Origin of the sequence: Streptomyces sp. NPDC014764, from assembly GCF_043082785.1 — a bacterium.
In the GTDB taxonomy this organism is placed as follows: domain Bacteria; phylum Actinomycetota; class Actinomycetes; order Streptomycetales; family Streptomycetaceae; genus Streptomyces; species Streptomyces althioticus.
On sequence record NZ_JBIBXY010000002.1, the window covers coordinates 292,781 to 319,247 of the forward strand.

At 73.7% G+C, this 26,467-nt stretch carries 24 protein-coding genes and 1 pseudogene; 9 read left to right on the forward strand and 16 right to left on the reverse strand.

The window, feature by feature from the left end; genetic code table 11:
• Positions 1–196: 196 nt before the first annotated feature.
• From ACF1AG_RS06395 to ACF1AG_RS06410, 4 genes are all read right to left on the reverse strand, one after another.
• A complete protein-coding gene (locus tag ACF1AG_RS06395) occupies positions 197–3,055 on the reverse strand; it encodes a DEAD/DEAH box helicase (protein WP_359599616.1) in 2,859 nt (952 codons plus the stop codon).
• Between the two features lie 98 nt (positions 3,056–3,153).
• Entirely contained in the window at positions 3,154–3,750 is a 597-nt protein-coding gene (locus ACF1AG_RS06400; RefSeq protein WP_359599615.1) for a sugar kinase, read from the reverse strand.
• A complete protein-coding gene (locus ACF1AG_RS06405) occupies positions 3,747–4,895 on the reverse strand; it encodes an ROK family glucokinase (protein WP_359599613.1) in 1,149 nt (382 codons plus the stop codon). Before ACF1AG_RS06405 ends, ACF1AG_RS06400 begins: the two co-directional genes overlap by 4 nt.
• A 212-nt stretch (positions 4,896–5,107) precedes the next feature.
• Positions 5,108–5,845, reverse strand: coding sequence for a GntR family transcriptional regulator (locus ACF1AG_RS06410; RefSeq protein WP_359599661.1), 738 nt, complete (start codon positions 5,843–5,845; stop codon positions 5,108–5,110).
• A gap of 128 nt (positions 5,846–5,973) precedes the next feature.
• Here ACF1AG_RS06410 and ACF1AG_RS06415 point away from each other — a divergent pair, with 128 nt between their 5' ends.
• Positions 5,974–6,996 carry a Gfo/Idh/MocA family oxidoreductase gene (locus ACF1AG_RS06415; protein WP_359599612.1) on the forward strand — a complete coding sequence of 341 codons (1,023 nt, stop codon included), beginning with the start codon at positions 5,974–5,976 and terminating at the stop codon, positions 6,994–6,996.
• A 38-nt stretch (positions 6,997–7,034) separates the two neighbouring features.
• Here ACF1AG_RS06415 and ACF1AG_RS06420 read toward each other — a convergent pair whose 3' ends face one another.
• The 3 genes from ACF1AG_RS06420 to ACF1AG_RS06430 all read right to left on the reverse strand — a co-directional run bounded on the left by ACF1AG_RS06420 (position 7,035) and on the right by ACF1AG_RS06430 (position 9,827).
• Positions 7,035–7,493, reverse strand: a complete 459-nt coding sequence (locus ACF1AG_RS06420) for a PaaI family thioesterase (RefSeq protein ID WP_391809389.1) — start codon at positions 7,491–7,493, stop codon at positions 7,035–7,037.
• Entirely contained in the window at positions 7,490–8,170 is a 681-nt protein-coding gene (locus ACF1AG_RS06425; protein ID WP_359599609.1) for a response regulator transcription factor, read from the reverse strand. Before ACF1AG_RS06425 ends, ACF1AG_RS06420 begins: the two co-directional genes overlap by 4 nt.
• Positions 8,171–8,579: 409 nt before the next feature.
• Entirely contained in the window at positions 8,580–9,827 is a 1,248-nt protein-coding gene (locus ACF1AG_RS06430) for a histidine kinase (protein ID WP_359599607.1), read from the reverse strand.
• 179 nt (positions 9,828–10,006) lie between these two features.
• Between ACF1AG_RS06430 and ACF1AG_RS06435 the strand changes: the two genes are divergently transcribed.
• Complete coding sequence (locus tag ACF1AG_RS06435) at positions 10,007–10,210, forward strand: hypothetical protein (protein ID WP_359599605.1); 204 nt, start codon at positions 10,007–10,009, stop codon at positions 10,208–10,210.
• 66 nt (positions 10,211–10,276) lie between these two features.
• Here the strand turns inward: ACF1AG_RS06435 and ACF1AG_RS06440 are convergent, their stop codons facing one another.
• Positions 10,277–10,714, reverse strand: a complete 438-nt coding sequence (locus ACF1AG_RS06440; RefSeq protein ID WP_359599603.1) for a ribonuclease domain-containing protein — start codon at positions 10,712–10,714, stop codon at positions 10,277–10,279.
• A gap of 175 nt (positions 10,715–10,889) precedes the next feature.
• Between ACF1AG_RS06440 and ACF1AG_RS06445 the strand changes: the two genes are divergently transcribed.
• Complete coding sequence (locus tag ACF1AG_RS06445; RefSeq protein WP_359599602.1) at positions 10,890–11,642, forward strand: SDR family oxidoreductase; 753 nt, start codon at positions 10,890–10,892, stop codon at positions 11,640–11,642.
• Between the two features lie 72 nt (positions 11,643–11,714).
• On the opposite strand, the gene alc is transcribed toward ACF1AG_RS06445, so the two are convergent.
• Both alc and allB read right to left on the reverse strand, forming a co-directional pair.
• The gene (gene alc, locus ACF1AG_RS06450) at positions 11,715–12,830 is read right to left on the reverse strand and encodes an allantoicase (RefSeq protein WP_359599601.1); all 1,116 of its coding nucleotides are present in this window, start codon (positions 12,828–12,830) and stop codon (positions 11,715–11,717) included.
• Between the two features lie 30 nt (positions 12,831–12,860).
• Positions 12,861–14,198: an allantoinase AllB gene (gene allB / locus ACF1AG_RS06455; protein WP_359599600.1), complete on the reverse strand. Its 1,338-nt coding sequence runs from the start codon at positions 14,196–14,198 to the stop codon at positions 12,861–12,863.
• Between the two features lie 237 nt (positions 14,199–14,435).
• On the opposite strand from allB, the gene ACF1AG_RS06460 reads away from it, so the two are divergent.
• Positions 14,436–15,239 (forward strand): IclR family transcriptional regulator, encoded by an 804-nt coding sequence (locus tag ACF1AG_RS06460; RefSeq protein ID WP_359599599.1) that lies wholly within the window; start codon positions 14,436–14,438, stop codon positions 15,237–15,239.
• 185 nt (positions 15,240–15,424) lie between these two features.
• Here the strand turns inward: ACF1AG_RS06460 and ACF1AG_RS06465 are convergent, their stop codons facing one another.
• The gene (locus ACF1AG_RS06465) at positions 15,425–15,685 is read right to left on the reverse strand and encodes a DUF5955 family protein (protein WP_387795324.1); all 261 of its coding nucleotides are present in this window, start codon (positions 15,683–15,685) and stop codon (positions 15,425–15,427) included.
• Between the two features lie 260 nt (positions 15,686–15,945).
• Between ACF1AG_RS06465 and ACF1AG_RS06470 the strand changes: the two genes are divergently transcribed.
• Together ACF1AG_RS06470 and aceB are read left to right on the forward strand one after the other, a co-directional pair.
• Positions 15,946–16,545: a nucleotidyltransferase family protein gene (locus ACF1AG_RS06470; protein ID WP_359599595.1), complete on the forward strand. Its 600-nt coding sequence runs from the start codon at positions 15,946–15,948 to the stop codon at positions 16,543–16,545.
• Positions 16,546–16,698: 153 nt separating this feature from the next.
• Positions 16,699–18,324 carry a malate synthase A gene (gene aceB, locus ACF1AG_RS06475; protein ID WP_359599593.1) on the forward strand — a complete coding sequence of 542 codons (1,626 nt, stop codon included), beginning with the start codon at positions 16,699–16,701 and terminating at the stop codon, positions 18,322–18,324.
• A gap of 25 nt (positions 18,325–18,349) precedes the next feature.
• Here the strand turns inward: aceB and ACF1AG_RS06480 are convergent.
• The 5 genes and pseudogenes from ACF1AG_RS06480 to ACF1AG_RS06500 all read right to left on the reverse strand — a co-directional run.
• Positions 18,350–18,610 (reverse strand): annotated as a pseudogene (locus ACF1AG_RS06480) (SelT/SelW/SelH family protein); the annotation flags it as partial.
• Positions 18,607–19,521, reverse strand: coding sequence for a HipA family kinase (locus ACF1AG_RS06485; RefSeq protein ID WP_359599592.1), 915 nt, complete (start codon positions 19,519–19,521; stop codon positions 18,607–18,609). The gene ACF1AG_RS06485 and the pseudogene ACF1AG_RS06480, both read right to left, overlap by 4 nt.
• A 76-nt stretch (positions 19,522–19,597) precedes the next feature.
• The gene (locus ACF1AG_RS06490; protein WP_359599591.1) at positions 19,598–19,855 is read right to left on the reverse strand and encodes a hypothetical protein; all 258 of its coding nucleotides are present in this window, start codon (positions 19,853–19,855) and stop codon (positions 19,598–19,600) included.
• Between the two features lie 20 nt (positions 19,856–19,875).
• Positions 19,876–20,829 carry a TerC family protein gene (locus ACF1AG_RS06495; protein ID WP_359599590.1) on the reverse strand — a complete coding sequence of 318 codons (954 nt, stop codon included), beginning with the start codon at positions 20,827–20,829 and terminating at the stop codon, positions 19,876–19,878.
• A 230-nt stretch (positions 20,830–21,059) separates the two neighbouring features.
• Positions 21,060–22,619, reverse strand: coding sequence for an IucA/IucC family protein (locus ACF1AG_RS06500; RefSeq protein ID WP_359599659.1), 1,560 nt, complete (start codon positions 22,617–22,619; stop codon positions 21,060–21,062).
• Between the two features lie 108 nt (positions 22,620–22,727).
• On the opposite strand from ACF1AG_RS06500, the gene ACF1AG_RS06505 reads away from it, so the two are divergent.
• Genes ACF1AG_RS06505 through ACF1AG_RS06515 form a run of 3 tightly spaced genes read left to right on the forward strand, consistent with a single transcriptional unit; the run spans position 22,728 to position 26,410 of the window.
• Positions 22,728–24,290 (forward strand): IucA/IucC family siderophore biosynthesis protein, encoded by a 1,563-nt coding sequence (locus ACF1AG_RS06505; protein WP_359599588.1) that lies wholly within the window; start codon positions 22,728–22,730, stop codon positions 24,288–24,290.
• A 45-nt stretch (positions 24,291–24,335) separates the two neighbouring features.
• Positions 24,336–25,610, forward strand: coding sequence for a VWA domain-containing protein (locus ACF1AG_RS06510; protein ID WP_359599586.1), 1,275 nt, complete (start codon positions 24,336–24,338; stop codon positions 25,608–25,610).
• Positions 25,610–26,410 (forward strand): hypothetical protein, encoded by an 801-nt coding sequence (locus ACF1AG_RS06515; protein WP_359599584.1) that lies wholly within the window; start codon positions 25,610–25,612, stop codon positions 26,408–26,410. Before ACF1AG_RS06510 ends, ACF1AG_RS06515 begins: the two co-directional genes overlap by 1 nt.
• Positions 26,411–26,467 lie beyond the last annotated feature (57 nt).

Genomic DNA, 26,467 nt, shown 5'->3' on the forward strand with positions numbered 1-26,467 from the left:
GCGTCGCCCTCCACGGGCTCCTCCCCCGGAGCCGGCGCAGGGTGCGGCGGCTTCTCCGCCTGGGGCTCCGAGCCGATCGGCGCGGCCCCCTCGACCGGAGAGGTCGGCTCCTCCGCAGAGCTCGCGTCACCGGACCCGGCACCCCTTTCGCGCGCCGCGCGCAGCGCCTCCCTCGCCCTGTCCGACGGTCGCGGCGTCATGTCGTCCTCCGCAGGGACACCAGGTCGGACAGCTCACGGTCGGAGAGCTCCGTCAGGGCGGACTCGCCCGAGCCGAGGATCGCGTCGGCGAGGGCGCGCTTGGACTGGAGCATCTCGGCGATGCGGTCCTCCACCGTGCCCTCGGTGACGAGCCGGTGGACCTGGACGGGCTGGGTCTGGCCGATGCGGTACGCGCGGTCGGTGGCCTGTTCCTCCACCGCCGGGTTCCACCAGCGGTCGAAGTGGACGACGTGTCCCGCGCGGGTCAGGTTCAGTCCCGTGCCCGCCGCTTTCAGGGACAGGACGAGCACCGGGACCGCGCCGCTCTGGAAGCGGTCGACCATCCGCTCCCGCTCGGGCACCGGCGTCCCGCCGTGCAGCAGGTCGACGGGGACGGCGCGCTCGGCGAGGTGGCGGGTGATCAGGCGGGCCATGCCGACGTACTGGGTGAAGACGAGGGCGGAGCCGTCCTCCGCGAGCACCGTGTCCAGCAGTTCGTCGAGCAGGGCGAGTTTGCCGGAGCGGGCGGCGAGGCGGTCGCCGGCCGGGGCGTGTTCCTCCTTGAGGTACAGCGCGGGGTGGTCGCAGATCTGCTTGAGCGAGGTCAGCAGCTTCAGCACCAGTCCGCGCCGCCCGATCCCCTGCGCGGTCTCGATGGCGATCATCGACTCCCGCACCACCGCCTCGTACAGCGCGGCCTGTTCGCGGGTGAGCGGCACCGGGTGGTCCGTTTCCGTCTTGGGCGGCAGCTCGGGGACGATGCCCGGGTCGGACTTCTTGCGCCGCAGCAGGAAGGGGCGGACCAGGCGGGCCAGCCGCTCGACCGCCTGCTCGTCCTCGCCGGTCTCCACCGCGCGCGCGTGCCGGGCGCGGAAGGACTTGAGCGGGCCGAGGAGGCCGGGGGTGGTCCAGTCCAGGAGGGCCCACAGCTCGGAGAGGTTGTTCTCCACGGGCGTGCCGGTGAGGGCCACCCGGGCGGGTGCCGGGATCGTGCGCAGGGCCTTGGCGGTCGCCGAGTGCGGGTTCTTGACGTGCTGTGCCTCGTCGGCGACGACCATGCCCCACCGCTGTTCCGCGAGGGTGGGGGCGGCGGAGCGCATGGTGCCGTAGGTGGTCAGGACGAAGCCGCCGTCGAGGTCGTCGAGGGTGCGGTCGGGGCCGTGGAAGCGGCGTACGGGCACTCCGGGCGCGAACCGGGTGATCTCCCGCTGCCAGTTGCCGAGGAGGGACGCCGGGCACACCACGAGGGTGGGTTCCGAGCGGGCCCGCTTCAGGTGCAGGGCGATGAGGGTGACGGTCTTGCCGAGACCCATGTCGTCGGCGAGGCAGCCGCCCAGGCCGAGGGAGGTCATGAGGTCCAGCCAGGCCAGGCCGCGGAGCTGGTAGTCGCGGAGGGTGGCGTCGAGGCCGGGCGGGGGTTCGGCGGGCCGCACGCCCGCGGTCAGGCGGTCGCGGAGGGCGGCCAGCGTCCCGGCGGGCACCGCTTCCACCGTCTCGCCGTCGACCTCCGCCTCGCCGGTGAGGGCGACGGACAGCGCGTCGACGGGGTCGAGCAGCCCCAGGTCACGTTTGCGGGCCTTGCGGACGAGGGCGGGGTCGACCAGCACCCACTGGTCGCGGAGCCGGACGACCGGACGGTGCGCCTCGGCCAGGGCGTCCATCTCGGCCTCGCTGAGCGGGTCGCCGCCCAGGGCGATCTGCCAGCCGAAGCGCAGCAGGTCCTCGCTCTCGAAGAAGCCGGTGCCGTCGGTCGCGGAGCCGGGCGCGGAGCGGACGACGGCCGTGGCCGTGAGGTCCTGGGCCAGATCTCGCGGCCAGTGCACGGCGACCCCGGCCGCCGCGAGCCGGGTGGCCGCCACGCCGAGCAGGTCGCTCAACTCGTCCTCGGACAGGGCGAGGACGTCCGGCACGTCCTGGTCGGTGAGCCGGTCCAGCGGGGGCCAGACGCGGGCCGCGCGGCGCACCGCGAGGGCGGCGTCCACGCGCGCGCGGGGGCCGAAGCCGTGGTCGGCCTCGCCGGACCAGAGCGCCGCCGCGTCGGCCACCAGCGTCGGGTCGGAGAGGCTGTGCACCTGCACGATCGCCGCTCCCGCGCCGCGCGCGCCGTTGCCGCCCGCGGTTCCGTTGGCGTCGAAGAGGTCGTGCGCGGACAGGTCCAGGCGGAGCGAGATCCGTACGCCCGCGTCCATGCCGGCGGCGACCTCCGCGGCCCAGTCCCGGGCGTCGGGCAGCCGCTGGGGCCGCCGCGCGGCGAACGGCGGTCCGGAGGCGTAGGGGGCGGCGGGCGTGCGGGGCAGGACGTCGGCGACGGCGTCGAGGAAGGCGCGGACCAGCGCCTCCGGCCGGGGCAGGCGCAGAGGGCCCGGGCCGGGCAGGGGCACCGCGTGGCCCTCGTAGGGGAGGGCGGCGGCGACGGCGCGCAGGTGGGTCACGTCGTCCGGTTCGAGCGGGCCGGCGCGCCAGGCGTCGTACCCGTCGGCGGTGAGGCCGGGCAGCAGGCGGCCCCGGGCGGTGAGGCGCAGGGCGTGCAGGGCGGCGGCGCCCCAGCAGACGGTGGCCGGGTGGGCCGCCGGATCGTGCCGGGCGCGGACCAGCAGAGGCAGGGCCTCGTCCACGGGCAGGGCCAGCGCGGGGACGGTACGGCGGCGCACACTCGAGCCGTGCGGGCGTACGACGGTGAGGTCGGTGCGCCGGGCGTCCCCGGCCTCCGGGGGCAGGTCCGCGCCCTCGGGGTCGTAGAAGGCGATCCGTCCGTCACGCGGGAGGGGCGCGGGCAGGAACACGGCCGGCAGCGACGACGCGCCGAGCCCGTCGGCCGTCACGACGCCTTGGGCCGTCACCGTCGCCTCGTCCATACGCCTTGTCACCTCCCCGCCCGTCCGTCGGACCAGTCGTCTTCGACTCTACGGGCGGGGTCCGACAATCGGCTCCGGCGGCCGGGCCGGGCGACGGGTTACGGCACGGTGCGCGCCACGACGTACACGCGCGGGTAGCCGGGTTTGTCGTGGTTGACGACGACGTCGTGCGTGGGCGCGGGGTTCTTCTGCTTGTGCACCAGCCCGGACCAGGTGCCGGGGCCGTCGAAGGTCCAGCCGGTGACGTTGCGGTCGCGCTCACCGATGGGGAGGTGGTCCTTCTCCAGGTCCTTCTCCGACATGCCCATGCTGGTGAGGAACGCGGTCAGACCCACGTCGCTGGTCTCGAACTCGACGTAGAGGCGGCTGGTCTTCCAGTTGTTCGTCTCGTACGAGGCGACCCACCAGGCCGGGTGCGGCACGGGCACCTGGTAGATGCGGCGCTGGAGCTTGGACGGCCAGCCCTCGGTGAGGCCGGTCGCGGAGTACTTCGCCTCCTTGTCCTTGCCGCTGGCCCGGCTCTGGTTGGCGGAGATCACCAGGTAGCCGGCCGGGACGCCGATGAGCAGGACGATGATCAGCAGGGTGAGGGCGCGGCGCCGGATCATGTGCCGCCGGTCCTCACCCGGGTGGGCCCCGCCCTGTCCCTCGGGGCGGCCGGGGTCGTTCGCCGGCGGAGGGATCACGCCCGTCACAGCGACTCCGAGGTGGTACGGCGGGCCTCGGCGAACTTCTCGTAGCGCTCGTAGCGCTCGACCCGGCGGCGCTTGGCGCGGCGGAAGCGGCGGGCGACCAGACGGGCCAGGTCGGCGGCGCCGACCATGCCGGCCTCGGGGCCGAGCTGGGCGCGCACGACGCGGGCCTCGGGGCGGTAGCCGCGCCCGGTGAGGTGCCGCTTGAAGGCGTCCCGGGCGGGGCCGATGAGCAAGTCGTCGGCCGCGGAGACGCCGCCGCCGATGACGAAGCAGGACGGGTCGAGGGCGGCGGCCAGGTTGGCGATGCCGACGCCGAGCCACTGGCCGATGTCCTGGAGCAGCTCGATGCACATGGCGTCGCCCTCGCGGGCCAGCTCGGTGATCATCGGGCCGCTGATGTCGCCGATGTTGCCCTTGACGTGCTCGATGATGCCGTAGGCGACCGGGGAGTCGGCGGCGGCCAGCTCGCGCGCCTCGCGCACCAGGGCGTTGCCGGAGCTGTACTGCTCCCAGCAGCCTCGGTTGCCGCAGGGGCAGCGGTGTCCGCCGGGGACCACCTGCATGTGGCCGAACTCGCCGGCGACGCCGTACTTGCCGCGCTTGACCTTGCCGTCCTCGAGGATGGCGCCGCCGATGCCGGTGCCGAGGGTGATCATGACGAGGTTGTCCTCGCCGCGTCCGGCGCCGAAGCGCCACTCGGCCCAGGCGGCGGAGTTCGCGTCGTTGTCGACGAGGACCGGGACGGCGAGGCGGCCCGCGAGGCGGTCGCGCAGTGGTTCGTTGCGCCAGGACAGGTGGGGGGCGAAGAGCACCCGGTTGCGGTCGGCGTCGACCCAGCCGGCCGCGCCGATGCCGACGGCGTGCACGTCGTGCCGGTCGGAGAGGTCCAGGACGAGCTCCACGATGGTGTCCTCGACGACCTTCGGGCTCTTGGACTTGTCGGGGGTCTCGGTGCGGAGCTTCTCCAGGATGTTGCCGTCGGCGTCCACGACGCCCGCCATCACTTTGGTGCCGCCGATGTCGATGCCCACGGTGGGCACCCGGGGCGCCGACAGGTGCGAGCGGCGCTCCCGCGTACCGACCGTTCTCAGGACGGTGGCGCGCCGGGAGCCGATGGGGGCCGTGAAGTCGCGGTAGGTGCTCATCGGGTGCGATTGTGCCGCACGGGGGCCCCGATCGCGGTACCGGGCAGGTGACGGGGTCCGTCGGATCCGGCACCGGAAGCGGGTGGGGACGGGGTGGAGGCGGGCCCTCCGCCGTTCGCGTCCGCACCGGTCGGCGCGCTCCCGCCGTACGCCTGTGGATCGCGTCACATTGTCCGGACAATGCGACGACCGGGGCCGCCCGGAGGCCCGGCTCAGTTCCGTACGAGCAGCTGGAACTCGAAGGAGTACCGCGAGGGCCGGTAGGTGTGCGTGCCGTACTCCACCGCGCGTCCGGTGTCGTCGAAGGTGACCCGCTGCATGGTGAGCAGCGGGGCGCCGGGCTGTTCGCGCAGCCGCTCGGCCTCGACGGCGGTGGCGGCCCGCGCGCCGATGGTCTGGCGGGCGCTGTGCAGGGTGATCCCCGCGGCCCGCATCAGCCGGTACAGACCGGTGGCCTCGAGCTGGCCGGTGTCCAGGTCGAGCAGGCCCGTCGGAAGGTAGTTGCACAGGTGCGCGATGGGCTCGCCGTGCGCGGAGCGCAGCCGCTCGACGCGGTGCACCTCGCCGCCCTCGGTGACCCCGAGCGCGGCGGCGACCTCGGCGTCCGCGGCGACCATGGTGTTGACCAGCACCGTGGTGGTGGGACGCTGCCCCGCCGACTCCAGGTCGTCGTAGAGGCTGCTCAGCTCCAGCGGGCGTCTCACCTTGCTGTGCACGACCTGGGTGCCGACGCCGCGGCGGCGCACCAGCAGGCCCTTGTCGACGAGCGACTGGATGGCCTGGCGGACGGTGGGCCGGGACAGGCCGAGGCGCGCGGCCAGCTCGATCTCGTTGCCCAGCAGGGTGCCGGGGGTGAGGGTGCCGTGCTCGATGGCGGACTCCAACTGCTGGGCCAGCTGGAAGTACAACGGCACGGGGGAGCCGCGGTCCACGCTCAGCTCCAGCTGCACGGTCGGGTCCACTTCTGGTTTCGGCACGGAGCGAGCGTATCGGCGTGGGCTGTTGACGGGAAGTCGTGTAGTTCGGTTGTCCGGACATACGCATTGACAGGGAGCGGCGCGAGCCCCACTTTGTTTCCATGCGCATCGGGGTCATCGGTACGGGCCGTATCGGCACCATTCACGCCCACACACTCAGCAGGCACCGCGAGGTCGGGTCCCTCATTCTCACGGACGTCGATCCAGCGCGGGCCCAGGCCCTCGCCCACCGGCTCGGTGAGACGGCGGCGCCGGGGGTGGACGAGATCTACACCTGGGGGGTCGACGCCGTGGTGATCACCACGGCCACCTCCGCCCACGCGGACCTGATCGCGCGGGCGGCGCGCGCGGGTCTGCCGGTCTTCTGCGAGAAGCCCATCGCCCTGGACATCGCGGGCACGTTACAGGCGATCACGGAGGTGGAGACCGCCGGGACGGTGCTCCAGATGGGCTTCCAGCGGCGATTCGACCGCGGGTACACGGGCGCCCGCGAGGCGGTACGGACGGGCAGGCTGGGGCGGCTGCACACGGTACGCGCGATGACCAGTGACGCCGAGCCCCCGGCCCCCTCCCACCTGGCGCAGTCGGGAGGGCTGTACCGGGACACGCTCATCCACGACTTCGACATGCTGCGCTGGGTGACCGGCCGGGAGGTCGTCGACGTGTACGCCACCGGGTCGGACGCGGGGCCGCAGGCGTTCCGCGAGGCGGGCGACGTCGACACCGGCGCGGTGCTGCTCACCCTCGACGACGGCGCCCTCGCCACGGTCACCGGGACCCGGATGAACGGCGCCGGCTACGACGTGCGCATGGAGCTCGCCGGGGAGCGCGACCAGATCGTCGTCGGCCTCGACGACCGTACGCCCATCGCGTCCACCGAGCCGACGGGACCGCCCGCCGCGGACAAGCCGTGGACCGGCTTCCTGGAGCGGTTCGGACCCGCCTACGAGGCCGAACTGGTCGCGTTCGTCGAGGTGGTGCGGGGCGAGCGGCCCAACCCGTGCGACGGCCGCGAGGCCCTGCGGGCGCTGCTGATCGCGGAGGCGTGCGAGCGGTCGCGGCGGGAGCGCAGACCGGTGCGGCCGGCCGAGCTGTTGAGCAGCGCGCAGGAGGCGCTGACGTGAGACGTGGGGGTGTCGGTGACACCCCCTTCTTCATTGCTTCATGACGAGCGGGTCGTCACCGGGAGGACGGTCCCCTGCGCCACCGCGCACAGGGTCTCCTCGTCGTCCTCCGTCACCGTGAGGAGGTCGCAGCGGGTGACCGCCTGGCGTCTGCCCGCGTGGACGACGGTGGCGCGGGCGCGGAGGGTGCGGCCGGTGGCGGGACGCAGGTACTGGACGGAGAAGCCCCCGGTCAGCACGGACGGGCCGAGGACCGCGCCGGCGGCGAAGGTGAGCGCGTTGTCGGCGGCGTAGGCGAGGACGCCGCCGTGCAGGAAGCCGTTCTGCTGGTGCAGGTCCTCCCGGATGTCGATCTCCAGGGTGGCCCCGCCGTCGCCGAAGGCGGTGACACGGGCGCCGAGGAGCCTGCTGAACGGCTGGGCCTCCAGCAGCCGTTGCGCGGCGGCGAGATCGAGTTCGGGCCTGGGCCCGGGCTGCGGGGTCGTGGTGGGCGTCACGGGGTGTCGGTTTCCTCCAGCAGGCCCGCGTCGTGGGCGAGCAGCGCGATCTGGACACGGTTGTTCAGGCCGAGCTTGGCCAGGATGCGCGAGACGTGCGTCTTGACGGTGGCCACGCTCATGTACAGCTCGGCGGCGATCTCCGCGTTGGCGAGGCCCCGGCCGACGGCCACGGCGACCTCCCGTTCGCGGTCGTTGAGGGCGGCGACGCGGTCGCGGGAGCGGGAGCGCCGGGTGTCGCCCGGTCCCGGGTCGCCGGCGGCGTGGGCCATCAGCTGCCGGGTGACCGCGGGCGACAGCACCGGGTCGCCGGCCGCGACGCGGCGTACCGCGGCGACGATCTCGGCGGGCGGGGTGTCCTTCAGCACGAAGCCGGCCGCGCCCGCGCGGAGCGCGCGCAGGACCTGGTCGTCGGCGTGGAAGGTGGTGAGCACGACGACCTGCGGGGCGTCGTCGCGGGCGCGCAGCGTCTCGGTGGCGGTGAGGCCGTCGACGGAGGGCATGCGGATGTCCATGAGGACGACGTCCGGGCGGGTGCGGTCGACGAGTGCGGTGACCTCCGCGCCGTCGGCGGCCTCCCCGACGATCTCGATGTCGTCGGCGCCGCCCAGCATGAAGGAGAGGCCGGCGCGGACGAGGGGGTCGTCGTCCACGAGGAGCACTTTGATGGCGGTCATGGACCGTACGTAATCATGGTGGCGGGGTGGAGGAGGACACGCGGTGGGGGTGCCGTACGGCCCGCAGTTCGCAACGGCATTGGTGCGGGCCGGGGGGTGTCCGCGCTGCTCGGCGCTCGCGAGGTGCCGCCGCGCCCACCCGTGCCGCCCCTGGCGGCACGACTGCCCGCGGTCGGTGAGCGCCGGGCCGCCGCGCCCGCACCCCCGAGAAAGCCGCGCGTGCCCGCGGTAGGCGAGGGCTGGGCCGCCGCGCCCCGACTGCCGGGGCGGCCGCGCGTGCCCGCGGTAGGCGAGAGCTGGGCCGCCGCGCCCGCACCCCCGAGGAAGCCGCGCGTGCCCGCGGTAGGCGAGGGCTGGGCCGCCGCGCCCGGACTGCCGGGGCGGCCGCGCGTGCCCGCGGCTCTGGTTGCTAGCGCCATGGCAGGCACGCCTGCACTTCGAAGCCGCCGTCCGGCGTCGGGCCGTGTTTCAAGGTGCCGCCTGCCAGCGTCGCTCGCTCCGTCAGGCCGATCAGGCCCTGGCCCGCGCCGGGGACGGGCGGGACCTCGCCTTCCGGGGCGGGGTTGTGGACCGTGACCGTGAGGTCCTCGCCCGGGCCGCCGGCCACGGAGACGGTGACCTCCGTGCCGGGGGCGTGTTTGCGGGCGTTGGTCAGGCCCTCCTGGGCGATGCGGTAGGCGGTGCGGCCGACGGAGGCCGGGACGGAGGCGGCGTCGGTGACACGCTGGTCCAGGGTGACCTTCATGCCCGCCTGACGCGACTCGGCGACAAGGGTGTCCAGCGCCGCCAGCGTCGGCTGCGGACGCCCCGCGTCCTCGCTGTCGCCGGTCCGCAGCACCCCGATGATCTCCCGTAGATCCTGGAGTGCCTCGTGGGCGCTCTCCCGGATCACGCCGGCCGCCCGCGCGACCTCGTCGCGCGGGGCGTCGGGCCGGAACTCCAGAGCGCCCGCGTGCACGCTGAGCAGCGTCAGCCGGTGCGCCAGCACGTCGTGCATCTCCCGCGCAATGGCCTCGCGGGCGAGCCGCTGCGCCTGTTCGGCCCGCAGCCGCGCCTCCCTCTCGGCACGCCGGGCCCGGTCCCGCAGGCTGAGCATGAGCTGCCGCTTGGACCGGACGAACATGCCCCAGCCGACGACGGCGACCGTCAGCACGACGAAGAGGACGACCACGGCGGCGTACGGCAGGTCGGGGTCGGGGCGCCACCAGAAGTACAGCGGCACCAGTGCCAACTGCGCTCCGGCCACCCAGGCCACGTACCGGAAGGGCCGGTGCACGGCGAGGGTGAACAGGGCGATGACCGCGACCCCGCCGGAGGTCTCGGAGACGAAGCTGACCGGCACCATGGCGGCGGCCAGGGCGAACGGCCACCGGCGGCGCAGCCAGAGCGCGGCGCAGGACAGCGCGCCGAGCATCTGGTCGGCGGCGCTCAGCGCCCGCGGGAGATCGGCATTCTGCAGCGTCTCGGCGCCGAGCAGTCCGATCAGCACGGCGAGCAGGAAGCAGGCGAAGTCGACGACCCAGTCGCGGGCGGTGCGCCTTGGGCGGCGGCCGGAGCGGCTCGCGTCGGGGTCCAGCTCGTGGATGAGTGCGGACGGGAAGAACCACCTGGGCCCCGTGTACACGGGTGCGGTCCTCGCCGCCTTGTCATCGGTCACGGTCGACAAATCTATGCAGGGGTGCCCGGGTGCGGCCCCTCCAGGGCGGAATCGTCGACGAAAGTCGGAGGACCTCAGACTTTCGGCGTCCCGGATGCCGGAGGCCGTCCCCCTCGGTCGTAAAGGCCTCGCCCCGCGGCCGATGTGGGTGGGGGGTCCGCGGGGCGAGAGTCGGGGGCATGAAGAAGCTGCTGGAGATCGTGGGGTTCGTGGCCGTGCTGCAGGGCGTGGCCGGTCTGGTGACGGAGTTCACCGACTGGAACTGGGGCCTGGTGCGGCGGACCGGGTTCCTCGACGGGTACGAGATCTACGCGAGCGTCGCCCTGCTGGTGACGGGCATCGCCCTGTTCGCCGTCGCGGAGACCCGGAAGCCCGGCGGCTGAGCCGCCGTCCGGCCGGGAACCGACGGTCGGTCAGGAACCTACGACCGGCCAGGAACCGACGACCGGTCAGCAGGAGTGGTCGACCAGGTCGAACGAGGCGTAGTGGTCGGCGGTGTAGTAGTCCTCCTGGTACTCCTCACCTGTCACGATCCGGCGGGCGCCACGGGTGGGGGAACCGGGCGTGATCACCGTGTACTCGTGGTAGTAACCGGTGCTCCGGCCGGGGAGGATGCCCTCCCTGTTCTGGAAGACCGTGCCGTCCTGCTCGAACGGGAACGGGCCGCCCTGTTCGATCAGGTCGAGGGTGTCGTGCGCCTCGGACGGCAGGTCGCCGTAGCAGATGTCGCCGACCGCCAGGACGGACGGCGCGGCGGGCGCGGCGGCAGGGAGGGCGGGGGCGGCGTGGGCCGCCGGGGCGGAGAACGCTCCGCCGCCGCCCAGCAGAAGGACGGACAGAAGGGCTGCTGCGGCCCCGGACCGGGCCGCTCGTGGGGGGAATCGCATACCCCATGATGACGCGCGTAGACACTGGCATGTCAATGTCAAGTACATGGATTTTTCGGTGTGGTCCGATGAGTTTCCCGTGACGTGAACGCGGAGGCGCGACCGGGTGACGGCGTGACGGGTCGACGTCCGATCGCCGCCAGCGCGCTGCCGTGCCGGCCGCTGAGATGGACGTATGACCACAGAGATCACGGAAAAGACCATGCTCGGCCGGGTGGCGCTGGTGACCGGCGGCAGCCGCGGCATCGGCGCCGCGACGGCGCTGCGGCTCGCCCGGGAGGGCGCGGACGTCGCGGTGACGTACGTGAGCGGCAAGGAGGCGGCGGGGGAGGTCGTACGGTCCGTCGAGGCGCTGGGGCGCCGCGCGGTGGCCCTGCGCGCCGACGCCGGCGACCCGCAGGAGGCGGCCTCGGCGGTGACCGCGGCCGTGCGGGAACTGGGCCGGCTTGACGTGCTGGTGAACAACGCGGGCATCGGCCTGCTCGGCCCGCTGGAGTCCCTCTCCCCCGCCGATGTCGACCGGGTGCTCGCGGTGAACGTGCGCGGTGTCTTCCTCACCTCGCGCGCGGCGGCCGCGGTGCTACCGCCGGGGGGCCGGATCGTCACCGTCGGCTCGTGCATGACGCAGCGGGTGCCGGGCCCAGGCGGGACCCTCTACGCGATGAGCAAGGCGGCGCTGGTGGGGCTCACCAAGGCGCTGGCGCGGGAGCTGGGCGAGCGCGGGATCACCGCGAACATCGTCCATCCGGGGCCGACCGACACGGAGATGAATCCGGCCGACGGCCCCTACGCGGCCGGCCAGGCGGCGGACACCGCGCTGGGCAGGTTCGGTACGGCGAAGGAGGTGGCGGAGACCATCGTCCACCTCGCGGGCGCCGCGTACGTGACAGGCGCGGGGGTGGCGGTGGACGGCGGTCACGCGGCCTGACCGGACCCTGGGGCGCCCCGCTTCCGGACGGCGGGCGCCCGCCGTCCCGACGACGGGCGCCCGGCGCGGGGTTCAGCCCCCGAGTTCCTGCCTCCGAGCCTCCAGCGCCGCCGTCCCCCGGTCCGTCAGGGTGCCGAGGAGGCGCAGGCGGGAGATGCCGCCGTCGGGGTGGATGTCCACGCGCGCGTGGGTGCCCACCGCCGGGTCCGGGAGGACGAAGCGGTGGTTGGTGTCGGGCTGGAGGCGGGTGCGGGGCAGGATCTCCCGCCAGTCGCCGTCCTCCCCGTCCCGCACGGACACCGACGCCCAGCCGGCCGCGTTGCCCTTGAGGTAGGCCGTGTCGATCTCCAGGGCGCGGACCTGCGACTGGGCGACCAGGCGGTACGTGATCCAGTCGTGGCCGTAGTCGCGGCGCCGCCGGGTCTCCCAGCCGTCGTCCATCTTCCGGGAGCGGCCGGGCCGGATGGTGTTGGCGGCGGGCGAGTAGAAGCGGTCGGAGGCGTCCTCGACGCGGCCGCCGTTCTCCAGGGCGACGACGTCGAAGGTACCGAGCGCGGTGAGCCAGGCCAGGTCGGGGACGACTTCGCCGTGGACGCGCAGGCGCGCGATGCCGCCGTCGGGGTGCTGGTTGAGGCGCAGGTGGGTGAAGCGCTGTTCGGCGGTGACGTCGAAGCCGTTGGCCGCGTGGCCGCCGATCCGGGTGCGCGGCACCAGCGTCGTCCACTTCACGTCGTCGGAGAGCAGCTCCTCGGGCGCCGGGGAGCCGTCCACGGCGGTGCCCTCGACCGACACCGCCTGCGGGTAGTTGCCGCGGAAGTGGGCGGTGTCGACGACGATGCCGCGGACGACTCCGGGCGTGCCGAGACGGATCAGCGCCCAGTCGTGGTCGTCGTCGGCGGGCCAGGGGTGGCCGGCCGAGACGCCGCGCCGCCGCCGGGTCTCCCAGCCGTCCATGATCTTGCCCTTGTGGCCGAAGCGTTCGGGGTCGAAGACGGGGCGGCCGGGCAGCAGGAGGTTCTCGCGCTGGGCGAAGAACTCGTCGTTGGCGGCGATGACACCGGCGCCGAGCCGGCGGTCGGCGAGGTCGGCGAGGTGGGTGAAGGGGAAGTCGGCGGTGCGGTAGTCCGCGTACGGGTCGCCGCCGCCGTAGGGGCTGGCGTCGCCGGTGAAGGTCTCGATCGCCGTCACGGTGATGTGGTCCTGCCTTTCGGTGTCGGTTCAGGGCCGGGTGAGCAGGCGGCCCTTCGGTGCGGTGAACTTCCCGTCGGCCATGACGCGTTCGCCGCGCAGCCAGGTGGACCTGACGACGCCGTGGAGGGTGCGTCCGGCGTAGGCGGTCACGCGGTTGCGGTGCTGGAGGGCGGCCGGGTCGACGGTGAAGGTCTCGTCGGGGGCGAGGACGGCGAAGTCGGCGTCGTGGCCGGGCGCGATGGCGCCCTTGCGTGCCTCGAGGCCGGCCAGCCGGGCCGTGCGCGTCGCCGTCCAGCGGACCACGTCCTCCAGGGTGTGGCCGCGCCTGCGGGCCTCGGTCCAGACGGCCGGGAGGCTGAGCTGGAGGCCGGAGATGCCGCCCCAGGCGGTCGCGAAGTCGTCCGTCTTCAGGTCGGCGGTGGACGGGGAGTGGTCGGTGACGACGCAGTCGACGGTGCCGTCGGCCAGGGCCTGCCACAGCAGGTCCTGGTTGGCGGCCTCGCGGATGGGCGGGCAGCACTTGAACTCGCTCGCGCCGTCCGGTACTTCCTCCGCCGTGAGGGTGAGGTAGTGGGGGCAGGTCTCGACGGTGACGCGGACGCCGTCCGCCTTGGCCTCGGCGAGCAGCGGCAGCGCGTCGGCGGAGGAGAGGTGGAGGACGTGCACGCGGGCGTCGAACCGCCGGGCCTGTCCGAGGAGTCGCGCGATGGCGGAGTCCTCGGCGCGGCGAGGCCTGGAGGCGAGGAAGTCCGCGTAGCGGGGGCCACCGCGCTGCGGGGCGCCTGCGAGTTGGTGCGGGTCCTCGGCGTGCACGATCAGCAGGCCGTCGAAGGAGGCGATCTCCCGCAGTGCGCGCGCGAGGTGGTCGTCGTCGAGGTGGGGGAACTCGTCGACGCCGGACGGCGACAGGAACGCCTTGAAGCCGAAGACCCCCGCCTCGTGCAGCGGGCGCAGGTCGGACACGTTGCCGGGGAGGGCTCCGCCCCAGAAGCCGACGTCGATGTGCGCCTTGTCGGCGGCCGTCTTCCGTTTGACGCGCAGGTGGTCGACCGTCGTGGTGGGCGGGAGGGAGTTGAGCGGCATGTCGACCAGCGTGGTGATGCCGCCGGCGGCGGCCGCGCGGGTGGCGGTCCAGAAGCCCTCCCACTCGGTGCGGCCGGGGTCGTTGACGTGCACGTGGGTGTCGACGAGGCCGGGCAGCAGGACGTCGTCGCCGAGGTCCTCCGGGCGGGCGCCGTCGGGGACGGGCGCGTCGTGGGGCAGGACGGCCGTGACGGTGCCGTCGGCCACGGCGACGGACGCGGCGCGCATCCCCTCGGGGGTGACGACGCGGGTCGAGCGAAGCACCAGTTGGACGTCGGGCACCCGGAGCCTCCTGCAGGTCCGCCGGAAAATTCAACGTTCTGTTGAAGGAGTGTTGCCCTCGGGCCTCACCGCGTCAAGGGTGCTCCGGTCGGCACGGCGACGCGAGCGCGATCTCTGGACGTTTCCACAAAGCGAAATTACAATTCCGTCACACAGAACGTAGCTCCGCACAAGCGGATCGCCGACCGGCCGCCGGGTAGGCTTCTGACCTCCTGCCAGCCCCGAAAGGAACGCGCCGTGCCGACGTCCAGCGCCAGCACCACCGACTCCGCCCGGCCCGCCGCCAGTGGCGGCGTGCAGTCCCTCGAGCGCGCCTTCGACCTGCTGGAGCGGATGGCGGACGCGGGCGGCGAGGTCGGCCTGAGCGAGCTGTCCGCCAGCAGCGGTCTGCCGCTGCCGACGATCCACCGCCTGATGCGCACGCTGGTCGCCTGCGGCTACGTGCGCCAGCAGCCCAACCGGCGGTACGCGCTCGGGCCGCGCCTGATCCGCCTCGGCGAGTCGGCGTCCCGGCTGCTGGGCACCTGGGCGCGGCCGTATCTGGCGCGGCTGGTGGAGGAGACCGGCGAGACGGCGAACATGGCCCTGCTGGACGGGGACGAGATCGTGTACGTGGCGCAGGTGCCGTCGAAGCACTCGATGCGGATGTTCACCGAGGTCGGCCGGCGCGTGCTGCCGCACTCCACGGGCGTCGGCAAGGCGCTGCTGGCCGGGTTCCCGCCGGAGGAGGTGCGGGCACTGCTGGGCCGCACCGGCATGCCCGCGGCCACGGAGAAGACCATCACCACGCCCGAGGGCTTCCTCGCCGCGCTGGAGGAGGTGCGCCGGCAGGGGTACGCCGTCGACGACAACGAGCAGGAGATCGGCGTGCGCTGCCTGGCGGTCCCCGTGCCGGACGCGCCCACGGCGGCGGCCGTCTCCATCTCGGGCCCGGCGGGCCGCGTCACGGAGCCGGCGACGGAGCGGATCGTGCCGGTGCTCCAGGAGATCGCGCGCGAACTGTCGGAGGCACTGGCGAATCCGGGAGGTCCGGCGGCCTGAGGGCGTGCCGCCGCGGGTCGCGCCGAGCGCGTCGCGGCTGCGCCGGGTGCGGACACGCCACGACCGCCTCGAGGCCGGGGCACCCGCACCGCCCACACCCGGCCCGTGGGCATGCCGCGCTCACCCTGCGTCAGAGGCGCGCCGCACGAATCACCCGCCGGGCCCACGCCCCGAACACCTGTACGTCACGCCCGAGGTGACGTCCCGAAGAGGTCGACCGCCTCGCGGAGTTGACGCAGCCCGTCCCCCAGCGCGCTCACCGAACCGATGGCACCGGCGACGAGCAGCAGGGACCGGCGCAGCATCGGGATGTCGGGACGGTCGGCGGCGGCCAGTCCGGCCAGCGTGGCGAGTGCCTCCTCCGCGATGGTCCGGTCCCGGAACTCTGCACGGTGTGCGGCCAGTTGGCGGCGTAACCGGGCCACGGCGGAGCGCAGCTCCGCCACACGCGGATCCACCTGACTGCCGGGCACACACCTCTGGTCCACGCCTCGCAACACGGTCCTCCCCCTGGCAGGTCGTCGTGCGCCTCCCCTGACCGGCCCGACGCGCCCCCGCGGACCGGTGCGCGCCAGTAAACGCCACCCCGGGGCCTTTGCGCCAGTCCGCTGCGTCATCGACTTGTTCCACAGCGTGACACCGTGGCCCGAGGCACCTTTCCGCCGGGCGTCCGGACGGGCGGCTTCGAGTGGGGTATGCAGGACGCATGACGGACGACGAGAACCGGGTGGCCGGCCTGTTGCTGGCGGCCGGCGGCGGGCGCCGGCTCGGCGGGCGCCCCAAGGCCCTGCTCCCCCACCGGGGGCGGCTCCTCGTGGAGCACGCCGCGGAGGTGCTGCGCGCGGGCGGATGCGCGAGCGTGCACGTGGTGCTGGGGGCCCGTGCCGAGGAGGTGCGCGCCCGCGCCGCGCTGCGGGACTGCGTGCTCGTGGACAACCCGGACTGGGAGCACGGCATGGGCACGTCCCTGCGGGCCGGTCTCGACGCGCTCGCCGGCACGGGCGCGCCGGCGGCACTGGTGCTGCTGGTGGACCAGCCGGGGATCGGCCCGGAGGCGGTGGACCGGGTGCGGCGCGCTCACCGGTCGCCGCGCTCGCTGGTCTCGGCGGCGTACGACGGCGTCCGCGGCCATCCGGTGCTGTTCGGCTCCGGACACTGGGCGGGAATCGCCGCGACCGCCACCGGCGACCGGGGGGCACGCGCCTATCTCAAGGAGCACGCGGAGGCCGTGGAACTGGTCGAGTGCGGCGACGTCGCGGAGGCGTACGACATCGACACGGAGGCGGATCTGGCGCACCTTGAATGAGGACTCTCGACATCAACAAATCATTGAACTTCCACTATGAGGAAACTACTATCCACTGATCAGAAGCCCTGTGCCCGGCGCAGGGGCCTCTCCCGCCCTACCCGGGTCGCCCGGCACCCGGTGCCCCCCGCACGCCGAAGGAAGTGACAGCTGATGTCCGCACCAGCGCCGTCCCCGCTGGCCATCGTCGACGCCGAGCCCCTGCCGCGGCAGGACGAGGTCCTCTCCGAGACGGCCCTCGCCTTCCTGGCGGAGCTGCACCGGCGGTTCACGCCCCGGCGTGACGAGCTGCTCGCGCGGCGCGCGGAGCGCCGCGCCGGGATCGCCCGCACCTCCACCCTCGACTTCCTCCCGGAGACGGCAGCGATCCGCGCCGACGACTCCTGGAAGGTCGCCCCGGCCCCGCCGGCCCTGGAGGACCGCCGCGTCGAGATCACCGGCCCGACCGACCGCAAGATGACCATCAACGCGCTCAACTCCGGTGCGAAGGTGTGGCTCGCGGACTTCGAGGACGCGTCCGCGCCCACCTGGGAGAACGTGGTCACCGGCCAGCTCAACCTGATCGACGCGTACACCCGCAGCATCGACTTCACCGACGAGCGCACCGGCAAGACGTACGCCCTGCGTCCGGACGAGGAGCTGGCGACGGTCGTCATGCGCCCGCGCGGCTGGCACCTGGACGAGCGTCACCTGACCGGCCCGGACGGCACCCCGGTGCCCGGCGCGCTGGTCGACTTCGGCCTGTACTTCTTCCACAACGCCAAGCGGCTGCTCGACCTCGGCAAGGGACCGTACTTCTACCTGCCGAAGACGGAGTCGCACCTCGAGGCGCGGCTGTGGAACGACGTGTTCGTGTTCGCGCAGGACCACCTGGGCATCCCGCGGGGCACCGTCCGCGCCACGGTCCTCATCGAGACGATCACGGCCGCGTACGAGATGGAGGAGATCCTCTACGAGCTGCGCGACCACGCCTCCGGGCTGAACGCGGGCCGCTGGGACTACCTGTTCTCCATCGTCAAGAACTTCCGTGACGGCGGGGCCGAGTTCGTGCTGCCGGACCGCAACGCGGTGACGATGACCGCCCCGTTCATGCGGGCGTACACCGAACTCCTCGTCCGCACCTGCCACAAGCGCGGCGCGCACGCGATCGGCGGCATGGCGGCGTTCATCCCGTCGCGCCGGGACGAGGAGGTCAACAAGGTCGCCTTCGAGAAGGTGAAGGCGGACAAGGACCGCGAGGCGGACGACGGTTTCGACGGCTCCTGGGTCGCCCACCCGGACCTGGTGCCGATCGCGATGGAGTCCTTCGACCGGGTGCTCGGCGACAGGCCGCACCAGAAGGACCGGCTGCGCGAGGACGTCGACGTCAAGGCCGAGGACCTGATCGCGATCGGCTCGCTCGACGCGAAGCCCACCTACGCGGGACTGGTCAACGCCGTGCAGGTCGGCATCCGTTACATCGAGGCGTGGCTGCGCGGCCTGGGCGCGGTGGCGATCTTCAACCTGATGGAGGACGCGGCCACCGCGGAGATCTCCCGCTCCCAGATCTGGCAGTGGATCAACGCGGGCGTGGTGCTCGACAACGGCGAGCGGGTCACCGCCGAGCTGGCCCGCAAGGTCGCCGCCGAGGAACTGGCAGACATCCGCGCGGAGATCGGCGACGAGGCGTTCACGGCGGGCAACTGGCAGCAGGCGCACGACCTGCTGCTGAAGGTCGCCCTCGACGAGGACTACGCGGACTTCCTGACGCTGCCGGCGTACGAGCAGCTGAAGGGCTGAGGCAGCCCGTCCTGGCGGTTCGCACCTCCGAGTGGCCCAGGGGTCTTCCCTGGGCCACTCGGTCGCGCACGGCCTGCTTCACCGCCGTGGGCTCCGGGAAGCCCCGCTCGCGCCGGTCCCGGACGACCTCGCCCCCATCCTCACCACGAACACGCCGCCGGTGCCCGGCTTGAGCGCCGGCTCGGTCAGTTCCCGCTCGGGGTGGTCAGCGGCTCCTGCGCCGGCCAGGCAGCCGGCGGCACCGGGTGCAGTACTCGATCTCCACGCGCCGCGCTCCGGCCGTCATCGCAGGTGCACCGTCCCGTCCTGCTCCACCGCCGGCCGGCCGTGCAGGTCGGGCACCTGCTTGAGCCAGGCCGGGCGGCCCTGCTGCGTCCGTGCCGCGCGGAGGGCGTTCTCCGCGGCGATCTGGTCGGCCGTGGGGAAGTCGAGAGGCAGCCACGCGCCGGACGCCCGTACCCGCGCGTGCAGGTGGTCCACGTACGCCGCACGGACCGCCTCGGGCGAGCCGAACCCCGGCTCGCCGTCCAGCCATGCGTCGGGCACCTCGTCCACGATCGACCGCAGCAGATCCTCCGTCACCCGGGGCGCGAGCTCCGCGTCGGCGGCGCGCACGTCGGGCCCGTACCGGCCGAGGGCGTGGTGGCGGAAGTCGTACGCCTTCGTCGGGTCGCCGGCGTCCCAGCGGTGGTGGAAGACGAGTGCCGCGCCGTGGTCGATCAGCCACAGCCGGGGCGGGGCGACGCCGAGGGTCGGCCACAGGAGCAGGTTGGAGCTGTGCACGGTGCGGTCGACGTTCGCGGTGAGCGCGTCGAGCCACACGATCCGCCCGGCCTCCAGCGGGCCGACGGCGAAGGTCTCGGCCGCCTCGGGGGTGAGGTCGCGCGCTCCCGGCAGGTGGTCCATGCCGAGGTTGATCCCGGCGCTGGAGGCGTGCAGCTCGCGCACCTCCTGGTGGGGCTCTTCCGCGGCGATCGCCGGGTCGAAGCGCACCAGCACCAGCTCCGGGAAGCGCAGCCCGAGCGCCCGCGCCAGCTCGCCGACGATCACCTCGGCGACCAGCGCCTTGCGGCCCTGCGCCGAGCCGGTGAACTTGACGACGTACGTGCCCAGGTCGTCCGCCTCGACGACGCCCGGCACGGAGCCCCCGGAGTGCAGGGGCTCGACGTAACGGGTGGCGGTGACCTGCTTCAGCATGCTCCGGGCCACCCCATCCTCGTACGACGTCGGACAGGAATCCTAACCGCGCGCGGATGGGCGGCGGCGGGGACGGTCAGGCGGACGGACCTGCCTCCTTACGGCGTTCCTCCGCCCGCCGCTCCCCCTGCTCGTGACGGCGGAGGGTGTCCGCCGGGACCATCTCGGGGACGTAATCGGCGCAGTCGGGGTTGCGGCAGGGGCCGGCCCGCCACTGCGGGACGTTGATGCCGAAGGTCTTGTGCCGGGTGACAACGGTCTCCACCGGCCTGCCGCACGAAGCGCACAACAGTTCGGTGGGCCGGGTTCCGTCGCGCTTGCGGTCGCTACTCATACGTCCACTTTACGCCCGCTTTACCCAGTTTCATCCTTCTCGACCGGTGGCCGCAGCACGCTCACCGCGATCGACACGGCCAGGACGACGACGATGACGGCCAGGCTGACCAGGGACGGGATCTCGGGAACGGCGGTGCTGACGGTCTCGTGGGTCGCCTGGAGGACGAGCTTGACGCCGATGAAGCCGAGGATCAGCGCGAGGCCGACGCTCAGGTAGTGGAAGCGGTCGAGCAGTCCGGCCAGCATGAAGTACAGGGCGCGCAGGCCGAGGATGGCGAAGGCGTTGCTGGTGTAGACGATGAAGACGTCGCTGCTGACGGCGAGGACGGCGGGCACGCTGTCGACGGCGAAGACCAGGTCGGCGGCCTCGATGGCGGCGACGACCGCGAGCAGCGGGGTCGCCACCCGTTTGCCCGCCTCCTTCACGAAGAAGTGCGGGCCCGCGTACTCGTCCCGGACGGGGACGACCTTGCGCAGCAGCCGGACGGCGACGCTTTTCCCCGGGTCGAAGCTCTCGTCCTCCCCCTTGAGGATCTTGTAAGTGCTCCAGAAGAGGATCGCGGCGAAGACGTACAGCACGGCGGTGAAGCGGCTGACCACGGCCACACCGGCGGCGAGGAACAGGCCGCGGAAGACCAGGGCGCCCAGGACGCCGAGGAACAGCACGCGGTGCTGGTAGGCGCGCGGCACCTGGAAGTAGCTGAAGATCAGGGCGAAGACGAAGAGGTTGTCGACGGACAGGCTCTTCTCCAGCAGCCAGGCGGTGGTGTACTCCACGCCCGCGTCGGTGCCGACGACGAGGAAGACCACCCCGCCGAAGAGGATGGCCAGACCGATCCACCCGGCGCTCCAGGCCGCCGCCTCCCGGAATTCGATGACATGCGCCGAGCGGTGTGCGAACAGGTCGACCGCGAGGGACGCGACGACGATGACGACGAACACGATCCACAGCCAGAACGGCACGTCATGCACGGGCCGGCCTCCTCCGGGCACGGTCGGACGGCGGTCCGCCCGGGGGCCTTGCGCCCCTGTGCCGAGTCTGGGACATCCGGGCGGCCGTCGCCTCCTGTCGTGCCCCGTCCGGGAGACGCTCACCGTCCGGGAGACGCTCACCGTCCGGGAGCGCGCACAGCGTCCGGGCGGCGCTCACCGCCCGGGAGGGCGCACACCGTCCGGGAGACGCTCACCGGCCGGAGGGGACCTCACCGGTCGTGCGGCGGGCCGGACAGCGGGTTGGGCAGCGGCCGGTAGCGGGCGTCGGCGCCGTCGGCCGCGGTCCAGCGCAGGAGGAGGTTGGTCTTGGCGGGCAGGGAGGGCGCGGTCAGCAGGGCGGGGATCTCGGGCAGGTCGTGGCGCGCCAGTTCGCGGCGGACCGCGGGCCAGGGGTCGAGGCCGGGGTGGCGGTCGGCGAGGGCGGCGGCGATCTCCGCGAGGTGGTTGACGACCAGGCAGTACACCAGCCGCTCCCACCCGGCCTCCCGTGTCACCGTGGGCGGGCCGTCGGGGCGGTGCGGGGACGCGAGCAGTTTCACGCCCTCCGCGTCGCGGTAGAGGGCCTGCACCGGCATGCCGTCGGCGTCGACGGCGATCAGCGTGTTCTGCAGGTGTGCCTCCAGGACGACGCCGTGCCGGTGGAAGGCGGCGAGCGCCGGGGGCACCACCCGGGCCAGGTACGCCTCCCACCAGGCGGCGGGACGGCCGGTGGCGGCGAGCGGGTCACCGTCGAAGCCCTCCACCAGGGCGGCGGCCAGGCAGGGGGTGGCGCCCGGGACCAGCCGGTCGCGGAACCCGTCGCGGACGACCACGGCGAGCTGCTCCACGGCGAAGTCCGCGGTGCGGTGCCCCCGGTCGCTCAGCCAGACGCCGCCCGCCGGGCCGTCCTCGAAGGCGTCCCGTACGGCGGTGTCGGTGACGCGCAGGCGTGCCAGGTCGTGCCGCCACAGGCGGCGGATGTCGTTGGTGATGCGCACGTCGAGGCTGAACTTGAGGAAGAGGTCCTCGGCCGGCGCGTAAACGGTGCGGACGGCGGCCGTGGGCCACACCGGCCAGGGCGTCTCGCCGAGCCGCAGCAGACGGCCGTCGGCGAACGCGGGGGCGAGGTCGTCGGCGGCCAGGTCGAGCTGCCAGGGGTGGGCGGGCAGCAGCCGGTAGCCGGGAGGGGCGGCGCCGAGACGGTCCAGGGCGGCGGTGTCGCCCTCGTCCACCAAGGCGTCCTCGCGCACACCCAGCAGGACCAGCGGGAAGCGGGCGTAGGCCTCGGGCGCGTACGGCAGCCAGGCGGCCGCGGGGCCGCCGCCGCGGGCCTTGGGGGCAGGGTGGTGGGTGTGGCCGGTGAGCAGGGACTGCTCGGAGCGCAGGTAGAGGTCGTCGGGCGGGTCGGCGCGGTCGCGGGCGGCGAGCAGCGCGGCGACGGCGTCGCGGCTGTCGAGCATCTCGGCGGGCAGCTCGTGGTTGGACCGGCCGGTGTGCCGGCGGAGTTCCTCAGCGACGAGTTTCACCAGCTCCGTGTGGGTGAGGCGGCGCCAGGAGCCGGCGGTGTGCACCTCGGGCGCGGTGGGACGGCGGGCGCCGCGTACGCGCAGCAGCCGCCGACTGTGGGGCAGCCGGTAGGTGCGCGGGCCGCCGTCCGGGTGGGCGGGCCCGGGCAGGGGCTCGGCCACTTCGCGCAGCAGGCAGTTCAGCAGCGGCACGGCCGCGTGGGCGTCGGCGCGCCCTGCCAGGTCCTCGCGGCTCGCCGCGTCGTCGTCTGCGGGCGGGGGCATGAGGTCCACGCGTTCTGGTTCCCTACGTCTGTCCGGCGGAGACGATCAGTATGTCTGGCATCGTCCCCTCGTACGTCCCACCTTTCCGCCGATCCGAGGAGTGTGCCCGTGCCGCGTCCCTCCACCGCCGAGGCCGAGATCGCCGAGGAGCTGGCCGTCGTGCGGCCCGCTCTCCTCACGGCGTACACGGAGGAGCTGCCCGGCGCGCGGGCGGCCGTGCTGACCCGGCTGTGGCGGGGGCTGACCCATGACCCGCTGCCGTGGATCACCGGACGGGAGGTCACCAGGTCGGGGGTGGTGCTGCGGCTGGCGGACGGGCGGCGGCTGGAGGGTCCGGCGTCGGACCCGTACGCGACGGACGCCCGCGTGACCGCCGTACGGCTGGACGGGACGGAGTACGACGGTCCGGCGCGGCTGATGGCGGACCTCGCGGTGCCGCACTCGGATTCGTTCGCCGCCGAACTGGGGCACTCCACGGCCTCGTTGGCCCTGTCGCGGGCGGGGCAGCGGGGCTTCGGGGGCCCCGGGGGCGCGGCGCCGGTGCGGGACTGGGAGTGGGAGCAGCGGGTGGTCGACGGGCACCCCTTCCATCCGAACTGCCGTTCGCGTCCCGGCTTCTCGGTGGCCGAACAGCTCGCGTACGGCCCCGAGCACCGGCCGGTCGTGGAGCTGGCGCTGGTTCCGGTGCCGGCCGGGGAGTGTCTGCTGTCGGGGGCGTGGCCGGCCCGATTGCGGGACGGGGACCGGGTGCTGGTGCCGGTGCATCCGTGGCAGGCGTCGCACGTGCTGAAGCGGGCGGGCGAGGGGACCGCTCCGGTCGGGGGCGAGGGGACGGCTCGGGTCGGCGGCGAGGGGGCGCTGGCGGCGCATCCGCTGATGGCGCTGCGCACCCTCGCGCTGCCGGACGGGCCGCACGTCAAGACGGCGGTGAGCGCCCGGCTGACGTCCTCGGTGCGGGACATCTCCCTGGGGTCGGTCGCCGCGTCGGCGGTCCTGTCCGACTTCGGGCAGGCGGTGGCGGAGCGCACGGGCGGGCTGCTGCGGATCACCCGCACGCCGGCCGCGGTGGCGGCCGGTACACCCGACCTCACGGCGCTGCTGCGCGAGTCTCCGGAGCAGTACGCGGGCCCCGGGGAGCGGGTGGTGCCGGTGGCGGCGCTGGCGGCCACGGACCTGACCCGCTCCCCCGCGCGGCTGGCCCGTCTCGTCCGGCTGGCGCTCACCGTCGGGCTGCGGCTGCTGGACCTGGGGGTGGCACTGGAGGCACACGGTCAGAACCTGCTCGTGGTGCTGTCGCCGGACGGGGAGCCGGTACGGCTGGTGTACCGGGACCTGGCCGATCTGCGCCTCTCGCCGGCGCGCCTGGCCCGGCACGGCATCCCGGTGCCGGACGTGCCGGCCCGCATGGTCACGGACGACCCCCTGGCGTTGCGCCGCAAGCTGTTCGGCGCACTGGTGGCGGGCGCGCTGGCCGGGGCGGCTGGGTCGGGTCCGGCCCTGCGGGCGGCGCTGGAGAAGGCCGCGCCGGATCTGCCGCGCACCGGCGACCTCTCGTCGCTGCTCGGCGGACCACTGCCGGCGAAGGCGCTGACGCTGATGCGGCTGTCGCCGGGCACGGGGGGTGACCAGTGGGCGGAACTGCCCAATCCCTTTCGTTTCGGGTCCAGCTGACGGGCCGTTTTGATGTGCGGCGTTCCTGATCAATAGGATCCGCCGATGATCAGAAGAACACGGCCGGTGGCGGGCGCCATAGCCCTGCTCGCCGCCCTGACGGCCGGGGTCGCCTTCCCGTCCGCGGCGGCAGCCGGAGAACCCACGGGCCAGAACGCGCCAAAGGTCGACCTCGTCCTCGACGTGAGTGGCTCGATGCGCGCCAAGGATATCGACGGCCAGTCCCGGATGGCGGCGGCGAAGCAGGCGTTCAACGAGGTGCTGGACGCGACGCCGGAGGAGGTGCAGCTCGGCATCCGCACCCTCGGCGCCGACTACCCCGGCGACGACCGCAAGGAGGGCTGCAAGGACACCGCGCAGCTCTACCCGGTCGGTCCGCTGGACCGCACCGAGGCGAAGACGGCGGTGGCGACCCTCGTCCCGACCGGCTGGACCCCGATCGGCCCGGCGCTGCTCGAGGCGGCCGACGACCTCGACGGGGGCGACGGCTCGAAGCGGATCGTGCTGATCAGCGACGGCGAGGACACCTGCGCCCCGCTCGACCCGTGCGAGGTGGCCCGCGAGATCGCGGCCAAGGGCATCGGCCTGACCATCGACACGCTGGGCCTGGTGCCGAACGCCAAGCTGAGCCGGCAGCTCAGCTGCATCGCCGAGGCAACGGGCGGCACGTACACCTCCATCGAGCACCAGGACGAACTCACCGACCGCGTGAACGAGTTGGTGGACCGGGCGGCCGAGCCGGTGGTGACGCCGGTGGCCGTCGAGGGCGCCGGCTCCTGCGACACGGCGCCCGAGCTGCAGTCCGGTCTCTACACCGACCGCGAGGAGTTCGGCCAGCAGCGCTGGTACCGCGTGGACCTGCCCGCCGGGCAGGAGCTGCGCGCCTCGGTGAGCGTCGCCGCCGACCGCGCGGTGCGCCCCGACTACGGGATCCTGATGCGCGCGGTCACCGTGCACGGCCGGGAGATCGTGCGCGGTGAGGCCACGGGCAACGGCCGTACGGACGTGGTGTCCACGGGCCTGCGTTACCCCGCGCCGGAGCGTGACGACGACGACAGCGACAAGCCCGCGGCGGAGACGGTGTGCCTCGGAGTGACCACCTCCTTCTCGGCGGATGCCGGGGTGAAGACCACTCCCGGTCTGCCGCTGGAGCTGACGGTCGACGTCGTCGACGGCCCGGACAACGCGTCCGACGTCGCCTCCTACGGCCTCGGCCGGGGCTGGTGGCTGCTCGGCGCGCTGGTCGTGACCGGCTTCCTCGCCGGTCTCGTCTGGGGCTGGCTGTCTCGCTGGCGGGTCGCCGTCTGGAGGACCAACTGATGCGCGCCGTACGAGTACTGACTGCCGCCCTGCTGTTGCTGGGCCTGGCCGCCGCGCCCGCCGCGGCCGATTCCTCCCCGTCCCCGGAGGCTTCCGGCGACAGCGACGGGCCCACCCGCGCGGGGACGTCGTTCCGCACCGCGACGGAGGTCGAGCAGGGGCAGACCGCCACGGCGCGCGCCTCCACGGGTGACTACCTGTACTGGTCGTACCCCGCGGACGCCGGTCAGCGGCCCACCGTCCGCGCGACGGTGAAGCTGCCGGAGGACCACGCCGCCCAGACGTGGCAGATCGACGTGTACGACGGACTGCGCCGCCGGCAGGCCTGCCAGTACGGCGCGCAGACCCGCACCGCCGTGGCGGGCGCGGCGAGCGTGGAACTGGCGTGCGTGCTGCGCACGGTCCGCGCCTGGTCGGAGCCGTGGGCCAACGATCCGCTGCCCGGCACGTACTACGTGCGCCTGACGGCGCTGAAGCTGTCGGCGGACGACCTGGGCAAGCCGGTCGACGCCGAACTGCGCGTCGAGTCCAAGGACATGGGCGGCGCCGTGGCGGTCGACGGCTCGCTGTCCGAGCCGCTGGTGCCGGGTATCGGGTCCTGGGAGAAGGCGAAGGCCGTCGACGGCCCGGGGACCGTGCTGGCCGAACTGGAGCCGGAGGACGGCTGGACGTCGGGCTGGTGGTCGGACCGCTGGATCTGGACGGCGATCGGCGGCGCGCTGGCGGCCCTGTCGGGCGTCCTCGGCTACCGCCTGACGCGGGGACCGGGGCGTCCGCGGCACGTCCCGCCGGGGGCGTAGGCATCACTTCGGCATCTGTCCGGAAGGCCCGCCCGGTGCGGGCCTTCCGCGCGTCCA